This window comes from Bacillus cereus group sp. MYBK101-2 (assembly GCF_051918845.1).
GTDB lineage: Bacteria > Bacillota > Bacilli > Bacillales > Bacillaceae_G > Bacillus_A > Bacillus_A paranthracis.
The window spans coordinates 26,295-47,407 of sequence record NZ_JBQAIE010000018.1 but is presented as its reverse complement, the minus strand read 5'-3'; the positions used below and the strand labels follow the sequence as shown (position 1 = coordinate 47,407).

Below are 21,113 nucleotides of genomic sequence, written 5' to 3'. Positions count from 1 at the left end.
AAGGATATGTATTTCAGAACCATCCATTCGACTTGGGACCGCTTCAAGAATCTTTTATATGGCTGGAAAGATACTGTTAAGGCTCGATATTGAACCTATTAGAAAAGATCCTGGCGCTTTTATTCGGCGATATATTCAGTATGCTGAAAAAGAGTTAGGTGGAGAAACAGTTATATAAAGAAAAGACAGAATAGTAATTCAACTCAGTTGTATATTGTGTTATGATTATATTGTAAGAAAATGGATTCCTGAAAGGTGGTATGCATTATGTCATCAACAGTACTCTTTTTTGGTAGTATCGCACTATTTTACTTCCTTGTGATGATACCGATTCAATATTTATACTTACAAGGTTTACATGAAAAAAAGAAAAAAACAGGATTATCTCAGCGAGAACTATACGAAAAAATGTCTTTTGGGGAAGAACAATTACATCTTCATGTGCAAGGCAACCCATTTAATATACCATCTGCGTTTGTCGCATATATGATTTTGAAAGTTAGAGGACGTAAAAAAGCATCACAATGTTGATGCTTTTTTACGTTGCTTCATAGACTTCGGCTTCTTCAACTGCTAATGGTAAGAAATGTTTGTATTGGCGAAATCCATTAAAGGCACTTGCACTGCCGAATAGAACGAATAAGATACCAACGATAATACGAGCGGTTGAAAGTTCTAAAAAGAATTGGTTTATCCCGAAGAATAAGACGAATGAACCAAGTGCCATTGCGGATTTTCCTGAGAGCCAACCTTTCTCCATTGGGCGGTTTGTACGAAAGTATTTTGTTTTGTAGAAGAGGTACAACATAAATGAGACGATAATACAGAAGACTAATACTGGCATCATGCACACTCCCATCGCTTTATGAAAAAATAGTAGAGAAAAAAGAAATATCTAAACTTTCTAATTTTTATTATAAAGCAATTGTTCGCATGTATGAAATACTTTCCGTTATAATGGAGGATAAAGTGAGACTTTCATTAGTGTGGGGATGTTTCCGCGCTAATGATTAGCCCACATTCATTGGGCTTTTACTGCACGTTGAAGTGAAGAAGTTGAATAAAAAGGAGATTATACATATGCATGAGCAAATTTTAGGAGCAATTAAAGAGTTTGATACAATTATTATTCATCGTCATGTGCGTCCGGATCCAGATGCGTTAGGTTCGCAGGGCGGTCTTAGTACAATTCTACAAGAATCGTTTCCAGAGAAAAATATTTATACGGTTGGGTACAATGAACCGTCACTTGCATATTTACGAGTAATGGATGATATTGAAGATAGTGTATATGAAAATGCACTTGTTATCGTATGTGATACTGCGAACCAAGAACGTGTTGACGATCAACGCTATGCAAAAGGGAAGATGTTAATTAAAATTGATCATCATCCAAATGAAGATCCATACGGAGATATTACGTGGGTAGATACGACAGCAAGTTCTACAAGTGAAATGATTTATGAGTTTTACACGTATGGAAAAGATAAAGGATTACAGATAACAAAAGAAGCAGCTCGTCTTATTTTAGCAGGTATTGTTGGAGATACAGGTCGTTTCTTATTCCCGAATACAACAGCAAAAACACTTCGTTACGTAAGTGAGCTTGTTGACATGGGTGTGAAATTCACAGATTTATACAATGAAATGTATAAGACAAAAGAAAAAATCGCTCGTTTAAACGGTTATATTTTACAAAACTTTACGATGGTAGAAGAAGGAGCAGCTTACATTAAATTAACGAAAGGAGTATTAGAAGAATTTGATGTACTTCCTTCTGAGGCATCTGGCGTTGTTGGAGCACTTGGTAATATTGATGGATTAAAGGCATGGGTTCTATTTTTAGAGGAAGACGATGTGATTCGTGTTCGCCTTCGTTCAAAAGGACCAGTTATAAATAAATTAGCAATGCAATATAACGGCGGAGGACATCCGATGGCTTCAGGTGCAAAAGCATCTTCTTGGGAAGAAGCGGATCGTCTATTTGCTGATTTACGTGAGCTGTGTAGATAAGAGATTATATAGTAGAACAAAAAGAAGGAGCGGCGCTAAAGCCCTCCTTCTTTATTTTTCTTTCTCTATCGTAATACTAATTTCAAGCACTGTATCAAAAGATATCGTATCGACTTTGAAACGGTATAGCCGATCGTAATGTTTGTACGTTTTGTTTTCGATTACCTTTTTGAGTAGGTCTTTATTTTTTGCTATACTTTGAATGTTTTTCGTTAAAAGATGCTGGAGGTCATTATGGATAGATGTAGTCATATTTTCGAGTGTAAGATTATCTAAATCGTATTTTTCTCGATTTATAAGTTTTATTTTAATCTCTTGAATGGTTAAGAGCCGTTTATTTTCAGTATTTAATTTTTCTTGATCTTCGAGAAGGACGTGGAGCTTTGCTTCTTGTTTTTCTATAATTTCCCTTTGTTCTGCTATTTTACTAGCTTGTTCTTCTTGAAAAACACCGTATATGTACAAAAAAATAAACCAGCTCAACACACCTCCAACAGCAGCCCCAGCTAAAACTAAATACCATCTTTTTGCTGTATTGGCACTTGGTACTCTCATACATGTTCCTGCGTTAGCCATTTAATAATAATAAGACCGGTTTGCATACCACCCGTTGCGAAAAAAATAAGGAGAATTTGTTTTACGATATCTTTCATATCCCCGCCAAAGAAACTTCTTTCAAAGCTATAAAAAGTATCAAATGTTCCGCCAATCGCTGCAACGAGTGCCCAAATTCTTAAATTTTGGGCGAATTGATTAATGTAAGTGAGAGTTGGTTTTCCGATAAGAAATGCACCAAATCCACCAATTAATGAACCACCAAGTATAACCCCAAAGGCAATAAAATAACTAATAATAAGCAGAGAGAAAAAAGTGTGTTCTCTTACATCCATCGTCATTCCCCTTTCTTCTTCATATATATGGACAAAGTATAAGAAGTATGTTTTGATTTCCTCTTTCCTCTTCACCTATAATAAAAGTAGTCAAATAGGTAAAGAGAGGGTACAACAGTGAAGTTTGTGCATTTACAATGTCAAACCGTTTTTAGTTTATTAAAAAGTGCTTGTAAAATTGATGAACTTGTAGTTAGGGCGAAAGAGCTCGGTTATTCATCACTTGCTATTACGGATGAGAATGTTATGTATGGCGTTATTCCGTTTTATAAAGCATGTAAGAAACATGGTATACATCCTATTATCGGCTTAACAGCTTCTATTTTTAGTGAAGAAGAAGAAAAGCCTTATCCGCTTGTCTTACTTGCTGAAAATGAAATAGGTTATCAAAATTTATTAAAGATTTCTAGTAGCATTATGACGAAGTCAAAAGAAGGTATTCCTAAGAAATGGCTTGCACATTATGCGAAAGGATTAATTGCAATTTCACCAGGTAAAGATGGGGAAATTGAACAATTATTATTAGAAGACAAAGAGAGTCAAGCTGAAGAAGTAGCTCGCATGTATCGAAGTATGTTCGGTAATTTTTATATGAGTTTACAGCATCATGCGATTCAAGATGAACTGCTTCTGCAAGAGAAATTACCTGAATTTACGAGTAGGATAAATATTCCAGTCGTTGCAACAAACGATGTACGCTACATCAATCAAAGTGACGCACTTGTTCATGAATGCTTATTATCTGTTGAAAGTGGAACGAAAATGACGGATCCAGATAGGCCGAGGCTGAAAACAGATCAATATTATTTAAAATCATCAGATGAAATGGAAGCACTGTTTTCTCACGTAGAAGAAGCGATTTATAACACAGTAGAAATTGCAGAACGTTGCAGAGTAGAAATACCGTTTCATGTAAATCAATTACCGAAATTTCCTGTTCCAGCGAACGAGACGAATGACACGTATTTGCGCCGCGTTTGTGAAGAAGGGTTACAGAAACGTTATGGTACGCCGAAAGAAGTACATATAAACCGTTTGAATCATGAATTAAACGTGATTTCTAGTATGGGGTTTAGTGATTATTTCCTCATCGTATGGGATTTTATGAAGTATGCGCATGAAAATCATATTTTAACAGGGCCAGGCCGTGGATCGGCGGCTGGATCACTCGTTTCTTACGTATTAGAAATTACAGATATTGATCCAATTGAATACGATCTATTATTTGAAAGGTTTTTAAATCCCGAACGTGTGACACTTCCAGATATTGATATCGATTTTCCAGATATAAGACGTGATGAGATGATTCGATATGTGAAAGATAAATATGGTCAGCTTCGTGTTGCACAAATTGTAACGTTTGGGACGTTGGCAGCGAAAGCGGCAATTAGAGATATTGCGCGTGTGATGGGGCTTCCGCCGCGAGATATTGATATATTCTCAAAACTTATTCCATCAAAGCTTGGTATAACGTTAAAAGATGCATATGAGGAATCGCAATCACTCCGTGAGTTTATACAAGGGAATCTTTTGCACGAGCGTGTGTTTGAAATTGCAAAACGTGTAGAGGGCTTACCACGTCATACGTCTATTCATGCAGCTGGCGTTATTATGAGCCAAGAGCCATTAACCGGGAGTGTTGCAATTCAAGAAGGACATAACGATGTGTATGTTACGCAATACCCAGCTGATGCATTAGAAGAACTTGGGTTGCTCAAGATGGACTTTTTAGGATTACGTAATTTAACGTTACTTGAAAATATTATAAAGTTTATCGTGCAAAAAACAGGGAAAGAAATCGATATAAGAAATTTACCACTTCAAGATGAAAAGACATTCCAATTGTTAGGTAGAGGGGATACAACAGGTGTATTCCAGCTTGAATCAGGTGGTATGCGAAATGTACTTCGCGGGTTAAAGCCGAATGAGTTTGAAGATATTGTCGCTGTTAACTCGTTATATAGACCAGGACCGATGGAACAAATTCCAACCTTTATTGAATCAAAACACGGAAAAAGACAAATTGAATATTTACATCCGGACTTAAAGCCGATTTTAGAAAGAACATACGGTGTAATTGTATACCAAGAACAAATTATGCAAATCGCGTCGAAGTTGGCGGGCTTCTCGCTCGGAGAAGCAGATTTATTACGCCGTGCAGTGAGTAAAAAAAATCGTGATATTTTAGATCAGGAACGTAAGCATTTTGTGCAAGGGTGTTTACAAAATGGTTATGACAAGACATCTGCAGAGAAAATTTACGATTTAATTGTAAGATTTGCAAATTACGGCTTTAACCGAAGTCACGCTGTAGCCTACAGTATGATTGGATATCAGCTTGCTTACTTAAAAGCGAATTATACGCTGGAATTTATGACGGCACTATTATCGAGTGCAATTGGAAATGAAGATAAGATTGTGCAGTATATACGCGAAACGAAGCGAAAAGGTTTTCATGTTTTGCCGCCGTCTCTTCAGAGAAGTGGTTACAATTTCCAAATAGAAGGAAATGCGATACGTTACAGCTTACTTTCTATTCGAAACATCGGAATGGCTACAGTGACAGCATTAATCGAAGAACGAGAGAAAAAAATGTTTGAAGATTTATTTGAATTTTGTCTGCGCATGCCATCAAAGTTTGTAACAGAGCGAAATTTAGAGGCGTTCGTCTGGTCTGGATGTTTTGACGATTTCGGTGTTTCGAGAACGAATTTATGGAAAAGTCTTAAAGGAGCGTTAGAGTATGCCAATCTTGCACGTGATTTAGGAGATGCTGTTCCAAAATCAAAATACGTACAAGGAGAAGAGCTCTCCTTTATTGAACAGTTAAATAAAGAGAAGGAAGTACTAGGTTTTTATTTATCAAGCTATCCGACAGCGCAGTATGTGAAGTTAGCGAAAGAATTAGAAATTCCATCTCTCGCTCAGGCGATGCGACATAAGAAAAAAGTACAAAGAGCTATCGTGTATATAACAAGTGTGAGAGTGATTCGTACGAAAAAGTTGCAAAAGATGGCGTTTATTACATTTTGTGATCAAAATGATGAAATGGAAGCAGTTCTTTTCCCCGAAACGTATATACATTTCTCAGATAAGTTACAAGAAGGAGCAATTGTTTTAGTTGACGGCATGATTGAGCTTAGAAATCATAAGTTGCAATGGATTGTAAATGGACTATATCCGTTAGAAGAAATGGATGCGTATGAGGAAAAGAAAGATGCGTCTGTTTACGTGAAATTGCCGTCTCAGTATGAGAAAAAGCTTTTAAATCAAGTTACTAAAATATTGTTTGACTATTCGGGTTTTGCGAAAGTACTAATTTATTATGAAAAGGAACATAAAATGGTACAATTATCTCGAAGTTTATCGATTCATCCAAGTGAAGAATGTTTAGGAGCACTTCGTGAAATTGTCGGGGAAGAAAATGTGGTTGTGAAAATATAATGGACAATTTCCCTACACTTCGATTATTATAGTAGTAGTGTTCGTGGTCAGACCACTTGGAGAAATTGATATCAGCAAGAATAATTTGAGGAGAGTGGATAGTTTGTCAACACTTCGTGAAGAAGCACTTCACATGCATAAAGTGCATCAAGGAAAATTAGAAACTGTATCAAAAGTAAAAGTAGAAAATGCAAAAGATTTAAGTCTTGCATATTCTCCAGGGGTTGCAGAACCTTGTAAGGAAATTTATGACGATAAAAGTAAGGTATATGAATATACAATGAAGGGAAATATGGTAGCAGTTGTGACAGATGGAACGGCTGTACTTGGTCTTGGTAACATCGGACCTGAAGCATCTCTTCCAGTAATGGAAGGTAAAGCTGTATTATTCAAGAGCTTTGCTGGTGTAGATGCATTCCCAATTGCCTTAAATACAAACGATGTAGATAAGATTGTTGAAACTGTAAAATTAATGGAGCCAACTTTTGGCGGCGTTAACTTAGAGGATATCGCAGCACCAAACTGCTTCATTATTGAAGAACGTTTGAAAAAAGAAACAAATATTCCTATCTTCCATGATGATCAACACGGAACAGCTATCGTAACAGTAGCGGGTCTTGTGAACGCGCTAAAACTAGTTGGAAAGAAAATGTCTGACATTAAAGTTGTCGCAAATGGCGCAGGTGCAGCAGGTATTGCAATTATTAAACTTTTATATCGCTATGGCGTACGCGACATTATTATGTGTGACCGTAAAGGGGCAATCTATGATGGTCGTCCTACAGGTATGAATCCGGTGAAGGATGAAGTGGCAAAATATACAAATAAGAATCGTATCGAAGGTTCTTTAGCTGATGTTGTACAAGGTGCGGACGTATTCATTGGTGTATCTGCAGAAGGTGCATTAACAGAAGAGATGGTTCGTACAATGAATGACGATGCAATTATTTTTGCAATGGCGAATCCAGTTCCAGAAATTATGCCAGAATTGGCAAAAGCAGCGGGCGCAGCTGTTGTTGGAACGGGTCGTTCTGACTTCGCAAACCAAGTAAATAATGTACTAGCGTTCCCTGGTATTTTCCGCGGTGCACTTGACGTACATGCGACACAAATTAACGAAGAAATGAAGATGGCAGCTGTACAAGCTATTGCTGAGCTTGTAGCAGAAGATGAGTTAAATGCAGACTATATCATTCCAGCACCATTTGACGCGCGTGTAGCGCCTCAAGTAGCAGCTTACGTTGCAAAAGCTGCAATGGAGACAGGAGTAGCTCGCCGTCAAGTAGATCCAAATGAAGTTGCTGAGAAAACAAAACAATTAGCGCTGATTGGAAAAGAATAAGCGAGGAATTTCCATTGACATCATCAAATACAAAAGTATATCTCGAAATTGTAAAAAAAATCCGTTCCATTATGGAAGAGGATGGATTGGTAGCAGGGGATCGTTTGCCGTCTGAGCGTGAGTTAAGTTCACGTTTAAACGTAGGACGTTCCTCTGTAAGAGAAGCGTTGCGTGCTTTAGAACTTGTAGGATTAATTGAAACGAGACGTGGTGAAGGGACGTTTATTCGAAACTTTTACGATAACGGTCTTGTACAATTGATTGCTCCGTTCTTGCTGCAAGATGAGAAAACAATTCGTGATTTATTACAAACAAAACGATTGCTTGAGAAAGATATGATTCGAATTGTATGTAATTTACCGAAAGAAATGTTTTCTAAAGTGCTAAGTAAATTACATCAAGTGCTTGAAGGAAATGAAAACTCAGTTCCAATGCTTCACCAAACGTTCTTTAAAACACTTATTGAACAAGTCGATAATTATTTACTATATCGCATTTGGATGATCGTAAATGATTACGTATCAACGCTTTCTTGTAAAGTTTCAGGAGATTCTATCGATATGTATAGAAAGCTTTACGCTATTTTGGAAGAAAAACAAGAAAATGATGCACTAAAAATTTACGATGAATTAGTAGAGAATATACAGTTTCACTCGTAATGTATAAAATTTGTCGAAATGACCATGACACGTTATGACAAACATTCTATCGCGTAGCGGTTAAAGTTAAACGTAAAGAGTGAGGTTATTAGACAGATTGAGAAGATAAGGCTAACATCAAACTTTGGTGTTAGCCCAATTTTCTTCTTACGCTAACCTTAGCTCTCAACGAAGGGGGTCAAATTGTGCTAAGAGATTTATTCGTGAAAAAGAAAAAGTACGCTGCAATACCTTCAGAACAAGTACGAAAAGATGTACCAGACGGCGTTATGACAAAATGTCCGAAATGTAAAAAAATCATGTATACGAAAGAGCTTCTAAAAAATTTAAAAGTATGTGTGAATTGTGGATATCATCATCCTATGAATGCATGGGAACGTCTTGATAGTATATTGGACGAAGGGTCATTCCGTGAGTATGACAAAGAAATGGTTTCGTTAAATCCACTCGAGTTTCCAGATTATGAAGAGAAACTAGAGAGCGATCGTAAGAAGACTGACTTGAACGAAGCGGTTGTAACTGGTGAAGGAACAATTGATGACATGCTTGTTGTTGTTGCAGTAATGGATTCTCGTTTTCGAATGGGGAGCATGGGCTCTGTTGTAGGAGAAAAAATTGCCCGTGCGGTTGAAAAGGCATACGACTTACAAGTTCCATTTATTATCTTTACTGCTTCGGGTGGTGCCCGTATGCAAGAAGGGATATTAAGTTTAATGCAAATGGCAAAAACAAGCGTAGCTTTGAAAAAGCATAGTAATGCAGGAGGATTATTTATTTCTGTTATGACTCACCCAACGACGGGCGGGGTTTCAGCGAGTTTCGCTTCACTTGGTGATTATAATCTTGCAGAACCAGGGGCGCTGATCGGATTTGCTGGTAGACGTGTAATTGAACAAACGGTGCGTGAGAAACTACCGGAAGATTTCCAAACGGCAGAATTCTTACTAGAACATGGTCAATTAGATGCGGTGGTACATCGTGATGATATGAGAGAATCGCTTCGTAAGATTTTAGAAGTTCATCAAGGAGGGGAAATGGCTGTATGGCAGAGCTAGAATTTGAGAAACCAGTTGTTGAGCTAAGAAATAAGATTCGTGAACTGAAAGACTATACGAAAAACAGCCAGATGGACTTCAGTGAGGAGATTCGTATTTTGGAAGACAAGCTAGAAAATTTAGAGGAAGATATATACGGCAATATGAAAGTATGGGACCGTGTTCAAATTGCTCGTCATGCAGAACGACCGACAACGCTCGATTATATTGAGCACTTATTTACTGATTTTTTTGAATGTCATGGAGATCGTCTATTTGGCGATGATGCAGCGATTGTCGGCGGCATTGCGAAGTATAAAGGGATGCCTGTAACTGTAATCGGGCATCAACGCGGAAAAGATACGAAAGAAAATATTCGCCGTAATTTTGGGATGCCTCACCCAGAAGGATATCGAAAAGCATTGCGTTTAATGAAGCAGGCGGAAAAGTTCAATCGTCCAATTATTTGTTTTATTGATACGAAAGGAGCTTATCCTGGTAAAGCTGCTGAAGAACGTGGTCAAAGTGAAGCGATCGCCCGCAATTTATTTGAAATGGCAGGCTTAACGGTGCCTGTTATTTGTATCGTTATCGGCGAAGGTGGTAGTGGTGGTGCACTAGGTCTTGGAGTAGGAGATTACATTCATATGCTAGAAAATTCCACTTATTCTGTTATTACGCCAGAGGGTGCAGCGGCAATTCTTTGGAAAGATGCAGGAAAAGCAAAGGAAGCTGCAGAGGCGATGAGAATTACAGCAGCAGATTTGAAAGAATTAGGTGTAATCGATGAAATTATTCCAGAGACAAAAGGTGGAGCGCACCGTAATATTTTGAAACAGTCAGAAAATATAGATTTAATGCTTGGGAAAACTTTTGAACAATTAAACGGAATTTCGAAAGATGAATTAATCGAAAAACGTTATGAAAAATATATGAAAATTGGGCAAGTTTCGTTTTCAAACGCTTCCATTTGGATAAAATAAGAAAAGCGTGCGTTCCACTTCGCGAATGCACGTTTTTATTATGAAAAGACACATCTTCTCCATTGTATTTTTATATTTTTTCGTGTTATTTTATTATAAGGCAAATAATCTTTATGAGGTGAGTACAAATGAAACGTATTGGTGTATTAACAAGTGGTGGAGATTCACCTGGTATGAATGCTGCCATTCGTGCAGTTGTTCGTAAAGCGATTTTCCATGATATTGAAGTATATGGTATTTACCATGGATACGCTGGATTAATTTCTGGTCACATTGAAAAATTAGAACTAGGTTCTGTTGGCGATATTATCCACCGCGGTGGTACGAAATTATATACAGCAAGATGTCCTGAGTTTAAAGACCCAGAAGTACGACTAAAAGGTATCGAGCAATTAAAGAAACACGGTATCGAAGGACTTGTTGTTATTGGTGGAGATGGTTCTTACCAAGGCGCTAAAAAATTAACTGAACAAGGATTCCCATGTGTTGGTGTACCAGGTACAATTGACAATGATATCCCTGGAACAGACTTCACAATTGGTTTCGATACAGCTTTAAACACTGTTATTGATGCAATTGATAAAATTCGTGACACAGCTACATCTCATGAACGTACATATGTTATCGAAGTAATGGGACGTCACGCTGGTGATATCGCATTATGGGCTGGTTTAGCTGATGGTGCGGAAACAATCTTAATTCCAGAAGAAGAGTATGACATGGAAGATGTTATCGCTCGTCTGAAGCGCGGTAGTGAACGTGGTAAAAAACACAGTATTATCGTTGTAGCTGAAGGTGTTGGAAGTGCAATTGACATCGGTAAGCACATTGAAGAAGCAACAAACTTTGATACTCGCGTAACTGTATTAGGTCACGTACAACGTGGTGGATCACCAAGTGCACAAGACCGTGTATTAGCAAGCCGTCTTGGTGCAAGAGCAGTTGAATTATTAATTGCTGGTAAAGGTGGACGTTGTGTAGGTATTCAAGATAACAAACTTGTTGATCATGATATTATCGAAGCGTTAGCTCAAAAGCATACGATCGATAAAGATATGTATCAATTATCTAAAGAATTATCCATCTAATCGGCGTAATGTCGGATATTTGGGAACGGTTTCATAATTTTCGGAGGTGCAATATGCGTAAAACTAAAATTGTATGTACTATAGGTCCTGCTAGTGAAAGTATTGAAAAATTAGAGCAATTAATCGAAGCAGGTATGAACGTTGCTCGTTTAAACTTCTCTCATGGTAGCCATGAAGAACACGGCGCTCGTATTAAAAACATTCGTGAAGCTTCAAAGAAAACTGGTAAAACAGTTGGTATCTTACTTGATACAAAAGGTCCAGAAATCCGTACTCACGACTTCGTAGACGGACAAGCTGAGCTTGTAACAGGTGCAGAAGTAGTTATTTCTACTGAGCAAGTATTAGGTACTGCAGAGAAGTTCTCTGTATCTTATGCCGGTCTTTATGACGATGTAAACCCAGGTTCTCGCATTCTAATCGATGACGGTCTTATCGAGCTAGAAGTAATCGAAAAAGCTGATGGAAACATCCGTACAAAAGTTCTTAACAGCGGAACTGTAAAAAATAAAAAAGGTGTTAACGTACCAAACGTAAGCATTAAGCTTCCTGGTATCACTGAAAAAGACGTAAAAGATATCATCTTCGGTATCGAGCAAAAAGTTGATTTCATCGCAGCTTCATTCGTACGTAAAGCAGCTGACGTATTAGAAATCCGTGAATTACTAGAAGAGCATAACGCTCAATACATCCAAATCGTACCAAAAATCGAAAACCAAGAGGGTATCGACAACATCGATTCAATCTTAGAAGTTTCTGACGGTTTAATGGTAGCTCGTGGTGATATGGGTGTAGAAATTCCACCAGAAGAAGTACCATTAGTACAAAAACGTCTAATCAAAAAATGTAACGTGTTAGGTAAACCAGTTATTACTGCAACACAAATGTTAGATTCTATGCAACGTAACCCACGTCCAACTCGTGCGGAAGCAAGTGACGTAGCTAACGCAATCTTCGATGGTACAGACGCAATCATGCTTTCAGGTGAAACAGCTGCTGGACAATACCCAGTAGAAGCAGTAACAATGATGGCTAACATTGCAGTACGTGTTGAAAAATCATTACAATATGAAGATATGTTCAAAAAACGTATTAAAGAGTTCACTCCAACAATTACAGATGCAATTAGCCAATCTGTTGCGCATACAGCACTTGCTCTTGATGTAGCTGCAATCGTAGCTCCAACAGAAAGTGGATATACTGCGAAAATGATCTCTAAATACCGTCCAAAATCTCCAATCGTAGCTGTAACATCTGACGAGCAAGTAGGACGTCGTCTTGCGCTTGTTTGGGGTGTACAAGCATTTATGGCTGAGAAGCGCGCAGCTTCTACTGACGAAATGTTAGATACAGCGATTCAAACAGGTATGGATGCAGGTCTAATCGGACTTGGAGACACTGTAGTAATCACTGCTGGTGTTCCAGTTGCTGAAACTGGTACAACAAACTTAATGAAAATCCACGTTGTTGGTGAAGAAGTTGCTAAAGGACAAGGAATCGGTCGTAAAGCTGCAAAAGGTAAAGTAGTTGTAGCGAAAACAGCTGCTGAAGCTGTAGCGAACGTAAACGAAGGTGATATCCTTGTTACAACAAGCACTGATAAAGATATGATCCCTGCAATCGAAAAAGCTGCTGCTCTAGTTGTAGAAGAAGGCGGTCTAACAAGCCATGCGGCTGTTGTAGGTGTATCAATCGGTATTCCTGTTATCGTTGGTGTAAACGGCGTAACAGCAACTTTAAAAAATGGCCAAGAAGTAACAGTTGATGCAGCACGCGGAATTGTTTATAATGGACATGCGGAAGTGCTATAAGTAATACGGAGAGAAGGATCGGAGTCCTTCTCTTTTTTTTACACAAAAATGAGGTAAAACTAGCTTAAAACGTCTGAAATTACTTTTAAAAGCTATTTATTATGAAGTTTGATGGGAAAGTGCGTTTGGCTTTTATATGCTGTATATGGACGTTGTGGGGGTGTTTAAAGTGATAGGATATGAAAGGAGTGTAGAACTATGAAGTGGTTACTATTCTTGTTTATATTAATACCGGCTATTGAGATTACAGTCTTAATTGGATCGAGTCATGTAATAGGTTTGTGGTCTACGTTCGCTATGATCGTATTTACAGGTGTTGTAGGTGTATATTTGGCGAAAAGACAAGGGTTTAAAGTACTTGGAGAGATTCAATCTAAGTTGAATAGAGGAGAAATGCCAGGAGCGGCGGTTTTAGATGGTATTTTTATCTTTGTAGGAGGTATTCTTTTGGTGCTTCCTGGATATGTAACGGATATAATAGGTTTCATCTTTGTTGTCCCTATGACGAGGGCTTTATTGAAGCCGTTTGTTATGAAGTGGATGGAATGGAAGTTTAGAAAAAACTCAACTATTATTGTGCAGAAATAGTGCTTAGATTATAGCGATCTAAGCACTATTTTTTTGTCTGTAAAAGGATGAGAGAGTGGTTAAAGTTCAGTTAATGAAAGATGTGTTTTAATATGCGGCGAATGTGACGGTTGATAATCGATGGGGATAGGATCCTTGTAGATTAAAGTTTTACTTTGTTGTATTTGTTGTGTATTTTTTTCGATTGGATATGTGATTTGGGGAGTTATTAGCTCTGAATCAGTGTGTTTAAAGTGGGAATCTGAACTTAAGATTGTTTTTTGTATGTAAAAAAGAATGAATTGGAATGAAAAAAGTTAAATAAGAATAGGTAAATGGTCAGTTTAAGTCTCATTCTATGCCGATTTGTATATTTATTCATTTACATAAAAAGTAATAAATGTAAGTAATAAATATAAAACTATTAGAATAAATATGTAAAAATACCACGAAATATGCGTTTTTTATGCGAAAAACAAGAGAATTATCCTGTTTTTAGGGTAATTCTCTTATTGTGTGTAATGAGTATGAAAAATAAGTACAAGGAATAATCAGTGGGGAATTTCCACTGATTATATGTAAGTTTTTGGTTGTGTATGAATTAGAAACTATTATTTTGAAGGTGAGCCTTTAATATATTTCCACAAATCATGGAATACACGAGCTTTGTGTAATGTATTAAGTAGTACTAAGGTGACTGGACCGATGATTAATCCTAAGAAGCCAAAGAGCTTAAAGCCGACAAATAGAGCAATCAGTGTTGCTAATGGATCAAGGCCGATATTAGATGAAAGTACCTTTGGCTCCATAATTTGTCTTTGGACAATCACGACGATGTATAAAATGAGAAGACCGATGGCGAAGGCGGTGTCGCCAGTGAAAAATACGTATATAACCCAAGGAACGAAGACAGCTCCTGTTCCTAAATACGGGAGTAAATCTACAACCCCTGTAATAATCGCGATAGTAATGGCGTATGGTACGCGTAATATTAAAAGTCCGATTAGTACAATAACAGTTGTCATAGATACGAGTGTAAGTTGTGCTTTAACAAAACCGAATAAAGCTTTTCTTAAATCCACAAAAATAGTTTTTCCATAGCCATGAACACGGTTGGGCAAAAACTTTCTTACTTTCTGAGCAAGACGATGCCAATCGTAACTAATGAAGAAAGTGGCTAATAAAACAAATACAAGTACAGTTAAAGTAGTTGGTAGTGCACTAATGAAATTTGTTAACCCGCTTATAATAGCGGTTAAAAGTTCTTTCATTTGCGTCGTTGCTTCGGTTCCTAAGTTTTGAATGTTTTGTGTAATCGTATAGCGCTGCGGTTCCCCAAGATGATTAAATTTAGAAATTAAATCATCGTAGAGAGGCATAATATGATTAAGTGCAAACTGCTGAGCGAATGCAACGATATCCGGAAATTTTACTGTAACAAGTTGTAGTAAGTATGTTGTAGCAGATATTGCTTCTGTTACAAGGTATGTAACGAGTCCGACGATAGCTCCAAATACGAGAATTAAGCTAACGAGTACTGCGAGTGCGCGGGGGAATTGTAGTTTTTGATTAAGAAAATTGACGACAGGATTAATCAAATAAGCAAATGCGAAAGCGATAATAAAAGGATAGATAAGTCCTGACATATATAGTAATGCATAGAACCCGGCTACCGTAGCTACAATGACAAATACGAGTCGCAATATCATATATAGTAAGTTTCGATTCAAAGATGTATACCTCCCATTCCAATTTGGATTATCCTAATTCGTTCAACTTATAACGAGTGTACCCCACTGATTAAAGTTTCACTTTATGTTATAGTGGAATGATGGATTTTTCCTGCTTTTTCAGTATGTGAGTGACTGTGAAAGCTTGCTGTTGATGCTTCTACTATATGGTAAAAACTTCATTTTCTCTTCTTTTTATTTTACCTGTTTCTAATTAGAAAAGAAAGGAGAGACGCCCGTTTTTTAAAATGTATACATGCTTACATTTGGATGGTGAAAGTCTCAGTTTTTCATTTTAAAATGCATAAAAAAATGAAGTGATTCATGTTGGATAGGCATCGATATAGCATGTATAACGATAGGTTTAAAGGTATTTTGGTTTGGAAATGAGTTCATTATTTTCAGAAAGGAAGTGCAAACATGATTAGTCAGTCAACGTTATTTTTATTCATACTACTTATTATAGGACTTATTGCGAAAAACCAATCGCTTACTGTAGCTATTGGTGTGTTATTTCTATTGAAATTTACGTTTCTAGGAGATAAAGTCTTCCCTTATCTACAAACGAAAGGGATTAACCTCGGTGTTACGGTTATTACAATAGCAGTACTCGTACCGATTGCAACGGGGGAAATAGGTTTTAAACAACTTGGGGAAGCGGCGAAATCGTATTATGCATGGATTGCTTTAGCTTCAGGGGTAGCAGTTGCTCTGTTAGCGAAAGGTGGCGTACAATTATTAACGACAGATCCTCATATTACAACTGCACTCGTTTTCGGGACAATTATAGCAGTTGCTTTATTTAATGGGGTCGCTGTAGGTCCATTAATTGGGGCTGGAATTGCCTATGCAGTTATGAACATTATACAGATGTTTAAATAAAGAATTTTATAGTAATATAAAATTTTTGAATTCTTTCTGTTCACAAAAGTCAGATAATTGTTTATAATAGGATTAGAAACTTTGAAAAGTTACATAACAGCAGAGACTTTACACCAGATAAAATAAAAACAACATAAAACAATTTTATAATGATATTGCTTTATGTTGTTTTTATCATAAAACTCTTCGGAATTCATTTTCCTCACTAACTTGTTGTTTTGAGCGTGAGGATTCGGGGAGACATTCACGCTCATGCTTTCCATGTAAACAATGGACAATAAGAGGGGAACATCGCAACAAATTTGCATGATCGTGCATTTTGCTTGCCTAAAGAGTGAACGGGCGTTCATAATTCAAAAGGGAAGCAAATAGATATAAGGAGCAAGGTTGGGAGAATTTTCAGGAAAAGGAGAGAATGTCATGACTGTTATTCGAGGTTTAGAAGGGGTAGTAGCAACAACATCATCTGTGAGCTCTATTATTGATGATACATTAACTTATGTTGGGTATAATATTGATGATTTAGCTGAGAATGCTACATTTGAAGAAGTAGTGTACTTATTATGGCATCGCAAGCTTCCTAACGAGCAAGAACTAGCGAAATTTAAGGAGATTGTATCGGAATACTATAAAGTTCCAGGTGAGATTTTAGCATATTTGAAACAAGTAGATTTAAAAATCGCACATCCGATGTCTGTTTTACGAACTGCAATTTCCATGCTATCATTATACGATGAGAGCGCTGAAATTATGGATGAAAAGTCCAATTATTTGAAAGCGGTTAAATTACAGGCTCAAGTGGGAACTTTAGTTGCTGCTTACGCAAGAATCCGTAAAGGCTTAGATGTTGTTGAGCCTAGAAATGATTTATCATTAGCTGCAAACTTCTTGTACATGTTAAATGATCGCGAGCCAAATGAAGTTGAAATTGAAGCTTTTGATAAGGCACTTGTACTTCACGCAGATCATGAGTTAAACGCTTCTACATTTACTGCACGCGTTTGTGTAGCTACACTTTCAGATGTATATTCTGGCATTACAGCAGCAATCGGTGCGTTAAAAGGTCCTCTTCACGGCGGGGCAAATGAAAATGTAATGAAGATGTTAACTGAAATTGGCGAAGAAGAAAATGTAGAATCATATATTCATAATGCTCTTCAAAATAAAGTGAAAATTATGGGCTTTGGCCACCGTGTATATGAGCATGGTGATCCACGTGCAAAACATTTACGCGAAATGTCTAAGAGATTATGCGTGCTTTTAGGAGAAGAGAAATGGTATAATATGTCTATCAAAATTGAAGACATTGTAACAAAAGAAAAAGGTCTTCCACCAAATGTTGATTTCTATTCAGCTTCTGTATACCATTGTTTAGGAATTGACCATGACTTATTTACACCTATTTTTGCAATTAGCCGTATGTCAGGCTGGTTAGCTCATATTCTAGAACAATATGAAAACAACCGTTTAATCCGTCCGCGTGCTGATTATAATGGACCAACACATCAAGTGTACGTTCCAATTGCACAACGATAAGCGAATAACACTATTTTGATAGTGAAAATACGCTTTCAAAAGTCTGATTTTTTCGGAAAGATGTAATGATTAGAATATTTTAATTTGACTAACGGTTTGAACTGAGGGGTTATTCCCTCAGTTTCATACATATGAAATTTCAAACATGGGGGTTATCACATTGACGACAGGTGAAAAAATTACTGTAACTAATGGTGTTATGAATGTACCAAACAATCCGATTATTCCATTTATCGAAGGAGATGGAATTGGTCCTGATATTTGGGCAGCTGCATCTCGTGTACTAGAAGCAGCAGTTGAAAAAGCTTATGATGGTGAGAAGAAAATCGTTTGGAAAGAAGTGCTTGCAGGGGAAAAAGCATTCAACCAAACAGGCGAGTGGTTACCAGAAGAAACTTTAAATTTAATTCGTGAATATTTAATCGCGATTAAAGGTCCACTTACAACTCCAGTTGGCGGTGGTATTCGTTCTCTAAACGTAGCACTTCGTCAAGAATTAGATTTATATGTATGTCTACGTCCAGTTCGTTATTTTGAAGGTGTTCCTTCACCTGTAAAACGTCCGGAAGATACTGATATGGTTATTTTCCGTGAAAATACAGAAGACATTTATGCTGGAATTGAATATGCACAAGGATCTCCAGAAGCAGAAAAAGTTCTTGCTTTCTTAAAAGAAGCAATGGGTGTTAATAAAATCCGCTTCCCAGAAACATCTGGTATTGGTATTAAGCCAATTTCAGAAGAAGGGACAAAGCGTCTTGTTCGTGCTGCAATTCAATATGCAATTAACGAAAAACGCTCTTCTGTTACATTAGTTCATAAAGGAAACATTATGAAATTTACAGAAGGTGCTTTCAAAAACTGGGGTTACGAAGTAGCGGAACAAGAATTCGGCGACAAAGTATTTACTTGGGCTGAATACGATCGTATCGTTGAAAAAGACGGTAAAGATGCAGCGAATAAAGCGATGGCAGACGCTGAAGTGGCTGGAAAAATCATCGTAAAAGATTCTATTGCAGACATCTTCTTACAACAAATTTTAACTCGTCCACGTGAGTTCGATGTTGTTGCAACAATGAACTTAAATGGTGACTATATCTCTGATGCACTTGCTGCACAAGTAGGTGGAATTGGTATTGCACCTGGTGCAAACATTAACTATGTGACTGGACATGCTATCTTTGAAGCTACACACGGTACAGCTCCAAAATATGCAGGTTTAGATAAAGTAAACCCATCTTCTGTTCTTCTTTCAGGTGTATTATTATTAGAACACTTAGGATGGAACGAAGCTGCGAAATTAGTAACTGCTTCTGTTGAGAAAACAATTGCTTCAAAAGTAGTAACTTATGATTTCGCACGCTTAATGGAAGGTGCAACAGAAGTGAAATGTTCTGAGTTCGCTAATGAACTTATTAAAAACATGGATGTAGCGATAATCAAAAACGCATAATTAAAGCGGGGGGTAAATTATGACAATCAAGCGCAAGAAGGTTTCAGTCATCGGTGCAGGATTTACAGGAGCAACAACGGCATTCTTATTAGCACAAAAAGAACTTGCAGATGTTGTATTAGTGGACATTCCACAACTGGAAAATCCAACAAAAGGGAAAGCGTTAGATATGTTAGAAGCGAGCCCAGTACAAGGTTTTGATGCTAACATTATTGGAACATCTGATTACGCAGATACTGCTGATTCTGACGTTGTTGTGATTACAGCAGGTATTGCGCGTAAGCCTGGTATGAGCCGTGATGATTTAGTAGCAACAAACTCCAAAATTATGAAAAGTATTACGCGCGACATTGCAAAACATTCACCAAATGCAATTATTGTTGTGTTAACAAATCCAGTTGATGCAATGACATATTCTGTATTTAAAGAAGCGGGATTCCCGAAAGAGCGTGTTATCGGTCAATCGGGCGTATTAGATACAGCTCGTTTCCGTACATTCATCGCACAAGAATTAAACCTTTCTGTGAAAGACATTACAGGATTTGTTCTTGGTGGACACGGTGACGATATGGTACCTCTTGTACGTTATTCTTATGCAGGTGGCATTCCGTTAGAAACGTTAATTCCGAAAGAGCGTTTAGAAGCAATCGTAGAACGTACCCGTAAAGGTGGCGGCGAGATTGTAGGCTTATTAGGAAACGGTAGTGCATATTACGCACCAGCTGCTTCTTTAGTTGAAATGACAGAAGCAATCTTAAAAGATCAACGCCGTGTATTACCGGCTATTGCGTACCTTGAAGGTGAATACGGTTATAGTGACCTTTACTTAGGGGTACCAGTAATTCTAGGTGGTAACGGAATTGAAAAAATTATTGAATTAGAACTTCTTGCAGATGAAAAAGAAGCGTTAGATCGCTCTGTAGAATCTGTACGTAATGTTATGAAGGTTCTTGTTTAATCATTAAATATAAGTAGAAAAAGATTCGGGGCCCCGAATCTTTTTCTACTATTTATACAAATGTTTTTTTGAAATAACATGAAAACGCTATCATTTGGTGTATCCTATAACGAAACTATAGATTTATACTATACATTGCCCTCATCATAGTAAATGTCGGATCAAGTATCGCTTTTCGTAGGATAATAAGGTGAAAAAATCGGAGGGGGTTGTAACATGTTAAAGAAAAAAGTTCAAATTGGTCGTAAAATGGATGAAATTACAGTAGGAGAGAAATTATCTATCACTGAAAAAATTGAGGATAAAGATTTGTTATTGTACTTAGGGTTAACGAATGATGCCAATCCATTATATATTCAGCATGATTACGCATCCCAAACTCCGTATGAAAAGCCGATTGTACCAAGCATTATGCTAACTGGAATGATTACAACGGCAGTTACGAAATATTTACCAGGTCCAGGTAGTCATATTACGAGAAAGGACCTTACGTTCGTGAAGCATGTTCACCATTATGAAACGTTACAAATCCACTTTGAAGTAGTGGCTGTTTCTGAGGAGGAACATACAATTGATATGCTTGTATCTGCTCATGATGAAAAAGGGGATATTGTTGTGAAAGGCTCATTAACAGTAACGCCACCTTACAAATCAGTCTCTATTATGGAAAAAGCATTAGATAATTTTTAAAACATGAAAATGTGAATAGCGCTAGCATACCTT

At 37.3% G+C, this 21,113-nt stretch carries 19 protein-coding genes and 1 pseudogene; 16 read left to right on the top strand and 4 right to left on the bottom strand.

Features of this window, described 5'->3' with window-relative positions; all coding sequences use genetic code 11:
* Positions 1-10 precede the first annotated feature (10 nt).
* Together ACTFSI_RS24310 and ACTFSI_RS24305 are read left to right on the top strand one after the other, a co-directional pair.
* Positions 11-178, top strand: a pseudogene (locus tag ACTFSI_RS24310) (phosphotransferase enzyme family protein); the annotation flags it as partial.
* 89 nt (positions 179-267) lie between these two features.
* Positions 268-531, top strand: coding sequence for a DUF3949 domain-containing protein (locus tag ACTFSI_RS24305; RefSeq protein ID WP_000099739.1), 264 nt, complete (start codon positions 268-270; stop codon positions 529-531).
* Between the two features lie 7 nt (positions 532-538).
* On the opposite strand, the gene ACTFSI_RS24300 is transcribed toward ACTFSI_RS24305, so the two are convergent.
* Complete coding sequence (locus tag ACTFSI_RS24300) at positions 539-844, bottom strand: YtpI family protein (protein ID WP_044790633.1); 306 nt, start codon at positions 842-844, stop codon at positions 539-541.
* A gap of 236 nt (positions 845-1,080) precedes the next feature.
* Between ACTFSI_RS24300 and ACTFSI_RS24295 the strand changes: the two genes are divergently transcribed.
* Positions 1,081-2,013 carry a DHH family phosphoesterase gene (locus tag ACTFSI_RS24295; protein ID WP_206703574.1) on the top strand — a complete coding sequence of 311 codons (933 nt, stop codon included), beginning with the start codon at positions 1,081-1,083 and terminating at the stop codon, positions 2,011-2,013.
* Positions 2,014-2,064: 51 nt separating this feature from the next.
* Here the strand turns inward: ACTFSI_RS24295 and ytrI are convergent, their stop codons facing one another.
* Both ytrI and ACTFSI_RS24285 read right to left on the bottom strand, forming a co-directional pair.
* Positions 2,065-2,568 (bottom strand): sporulation membrane protein YtrI, encoded by a 504-nt coding sequence (gene ytrI, locus ACTFSI_RS24290; protein WP_001265736.1) that lies wholly within the window; start codon positions 2,566-2,568, stop codon positions 2,065-2,067.
* Positions 2,565-2,978, bottom strand: a complete 414-nt coding sequence (locus tag ACTFSI_RS24285) for a YtrH family sporulation protein (protein ID WP_001998397.1) — start codon at positions 2,976-2,978, stop codon at positions 2,565-2,567. Before ACTFSI_RS24285 ends, ytrI begins: the two co-directional genes overlap by 4 nt.
* 42 nt (positions 2,979-3,020) lie before the next feature.
* Between ACTFSI_RS24285 and dnaE the strand changes: the two genes are divergently transcribed.
* The 8 genes from dnaE (at position 3,021) to ACTFSI_RS24245 (ending at position 13,852) form a co-directional block, all read left to right on the top strand.
* Complete coding sequence (gene dnaE / locus ACTFSI_RS24280) at positions 3,021-6,347, top strand: DNA polymerase III subunit alpha (RefSeq protein WP_440045694.1); 3,327 nt, start codon at positions 3,021-3,023, stop codon at positions 6,345-6,347.
* A gap of 133 nt (positions 6,348-6,480) precedes the next feature.
* Complete coding sequence (locus ACTFSI_RS24275; RefSeq protein ID WP_001970845.1) at positions 6,481-7,689, top strand: NAD(P)-dependent malic enzyme; 1,209 nt, start codon at positions 6,481-6,483, stop codon at positions 7,687-7,689.
* A 14-nt stretch (positions 7,690-7,703) separates the two neighbouring features.
* On the top strand, positions 7,704-8,348 hold the full coding sequence (locus tag ACTFSI_RS24270) for a FadR/GntR family transcriptional regulator (RefSeq protein ID WP_000204431.1): 645 nt from the start codon (positions 7,704-7,706) through the stop codon (positions 8,346-8,348).
* Between the two features lie 185 nt (positions 8,349-8,533).
* On the top strand, positions 8,534-9,403 hold the full coding sequence (gene accD, locus ACTFSI_RS24265; protein ID WP_000942861.1) for an acetyl-CoA carboxylase, carboxyltransferase subunit beta: 870 nt from the start codon (positions 8,534-8,536) through the stop codon (positions 9,401-9,403).
* Entirely contained in the window at positions 9,391-10,365 is a 975-nt protein-coding gene (accA, locus tag ACTFSI_RS24260; RefSeq protein WP_000818797.1) for an acetyl-CoA carboxylase carboxyl transferase subunit alpha, read from the top strand. The genes accD and accA overlap by 13 nt, the downstream gene beginning before the upstream one ends.
* 128 nt (positions 10,366-10,493) lie before the next feature.
* Positions 10,494-11,453, top strand: coding sequence for a 6-phosphofructokinase (gene pfkA, locus ACTFSI_RS24255; protein ID WP_000821163.1), 960 nt, complete (start codon positions 10,494-10,496; stop codon positions 11,451-11,453).
* A 53-nt stretch (positions 11,454-11,506) separates the two neighbouring features.
* Positions 11,507-13,264, top strand: a complete 1,758-nt coding sequence (gene pyk, locus ACTFSI_RS24250; RefSeq protein WP_001232661.1) for a pyruvate kinase — start codon at positions 11,507-11,509, stop codon at positions 13,262-13,264.
* Positions 13,265-13,462: 198 nt separating this feature from the next.
* Positions 13,463-13,852 (top strand): FxsA family protein, encoded by a 390-nt coding sequence (locus ACTFSI_RS24245; RefSeq protein ID WP_000871625.1) that lies wholly within the window; start codon positions 13,463-13,465, stop codon positions 13,850-13,852.
* 590 nt (positions 13,853-14,442) lie between these two features.
* Here the strand turns inward: ACTFSI_RS24245 and ytvI are convergent.
* Complete coding sequence (ytvI, locus tag ACTFSI_RS24240; protein WP_001081397.1) at positions 14,443-15,561, bottom strand: sporulation integral membrane protein YtvI; 1,119 nt, start codon at positions 15,559-15,561, stop codon at positions 14,443-14,445.
* Positions 15,562-15,981: 420 nt separating this feature from the next.
* Between ytvI and ACTFSI_RS24235 the strand changes: the two genes are divergently transcribed.
* The 5 genes from ACTFSI_RS24235 (at position 15,982) to ACTFSI_RS24215 (ending at position 21,080) form a co-directional block, all read left to right on the top strand.
* Entirely contained in the window at positions 15,982-16,443 is a 462-nt protein-coding gene (locus ACTFSI_RS24235; RefSeq protein ID WP_000625506.1) for a DUF441 domain-containing protein, read from the top strand.
* Between the two features lie 387 nt (positions 16,444-16,830).
* Entirely contained in the window at positions 16,831-17,979 is a 1,149-nt protein-coding gene (citZ, locus tag ACTFSI_RS24230; protein ID WP_138321022.1) for a citrate synthase, read from the top strand.
* Positions 17,980-18,139: 160 nt separating this feature from the next.
* Positions 18,140-19,432 carry an NADP-dependent isocitrate dehydrogenase gene (gene icd, locus ACTFSI_RS24225; RefSeq protein ID WP_000206898.1) on the top strand — a complete coding sequence of 431 codons (1,293 nt, stop codon included), beginning with the start codon at positions 18,140-18,142 and terminating at the stop codon, positions 19,430-19,432.
* Between the two features lie 19 nt (positions 19,433-19,451).
* Positions 19,452-20,390 carry a malate dehydrogenase gene (gene mdh, locus ACTFSI_RS24220; RefSeq protein ID WP_000153232.1) on the top strand — a complete coding sequence of 313 codons (939 nt, stop codon included), beginning with the start codon at positions 19,452-19,454 and terminating at the stop codon, positions 20,388-20,390.
* 216 nt (positions 20,391-20,606) lie between these two features.
* Complete coding sequence (locus tag ACTFSI_RS24215) at positions 20,607-21,080, top strand: MaoC family dehydratase (protein WP_440045693.1); 474 nt, start codon at positions 20,607-20,609, stop codon at positions 21,078-21,080.
* Positions 21,081-21,113: the final 33 nt, after the last annotated feature.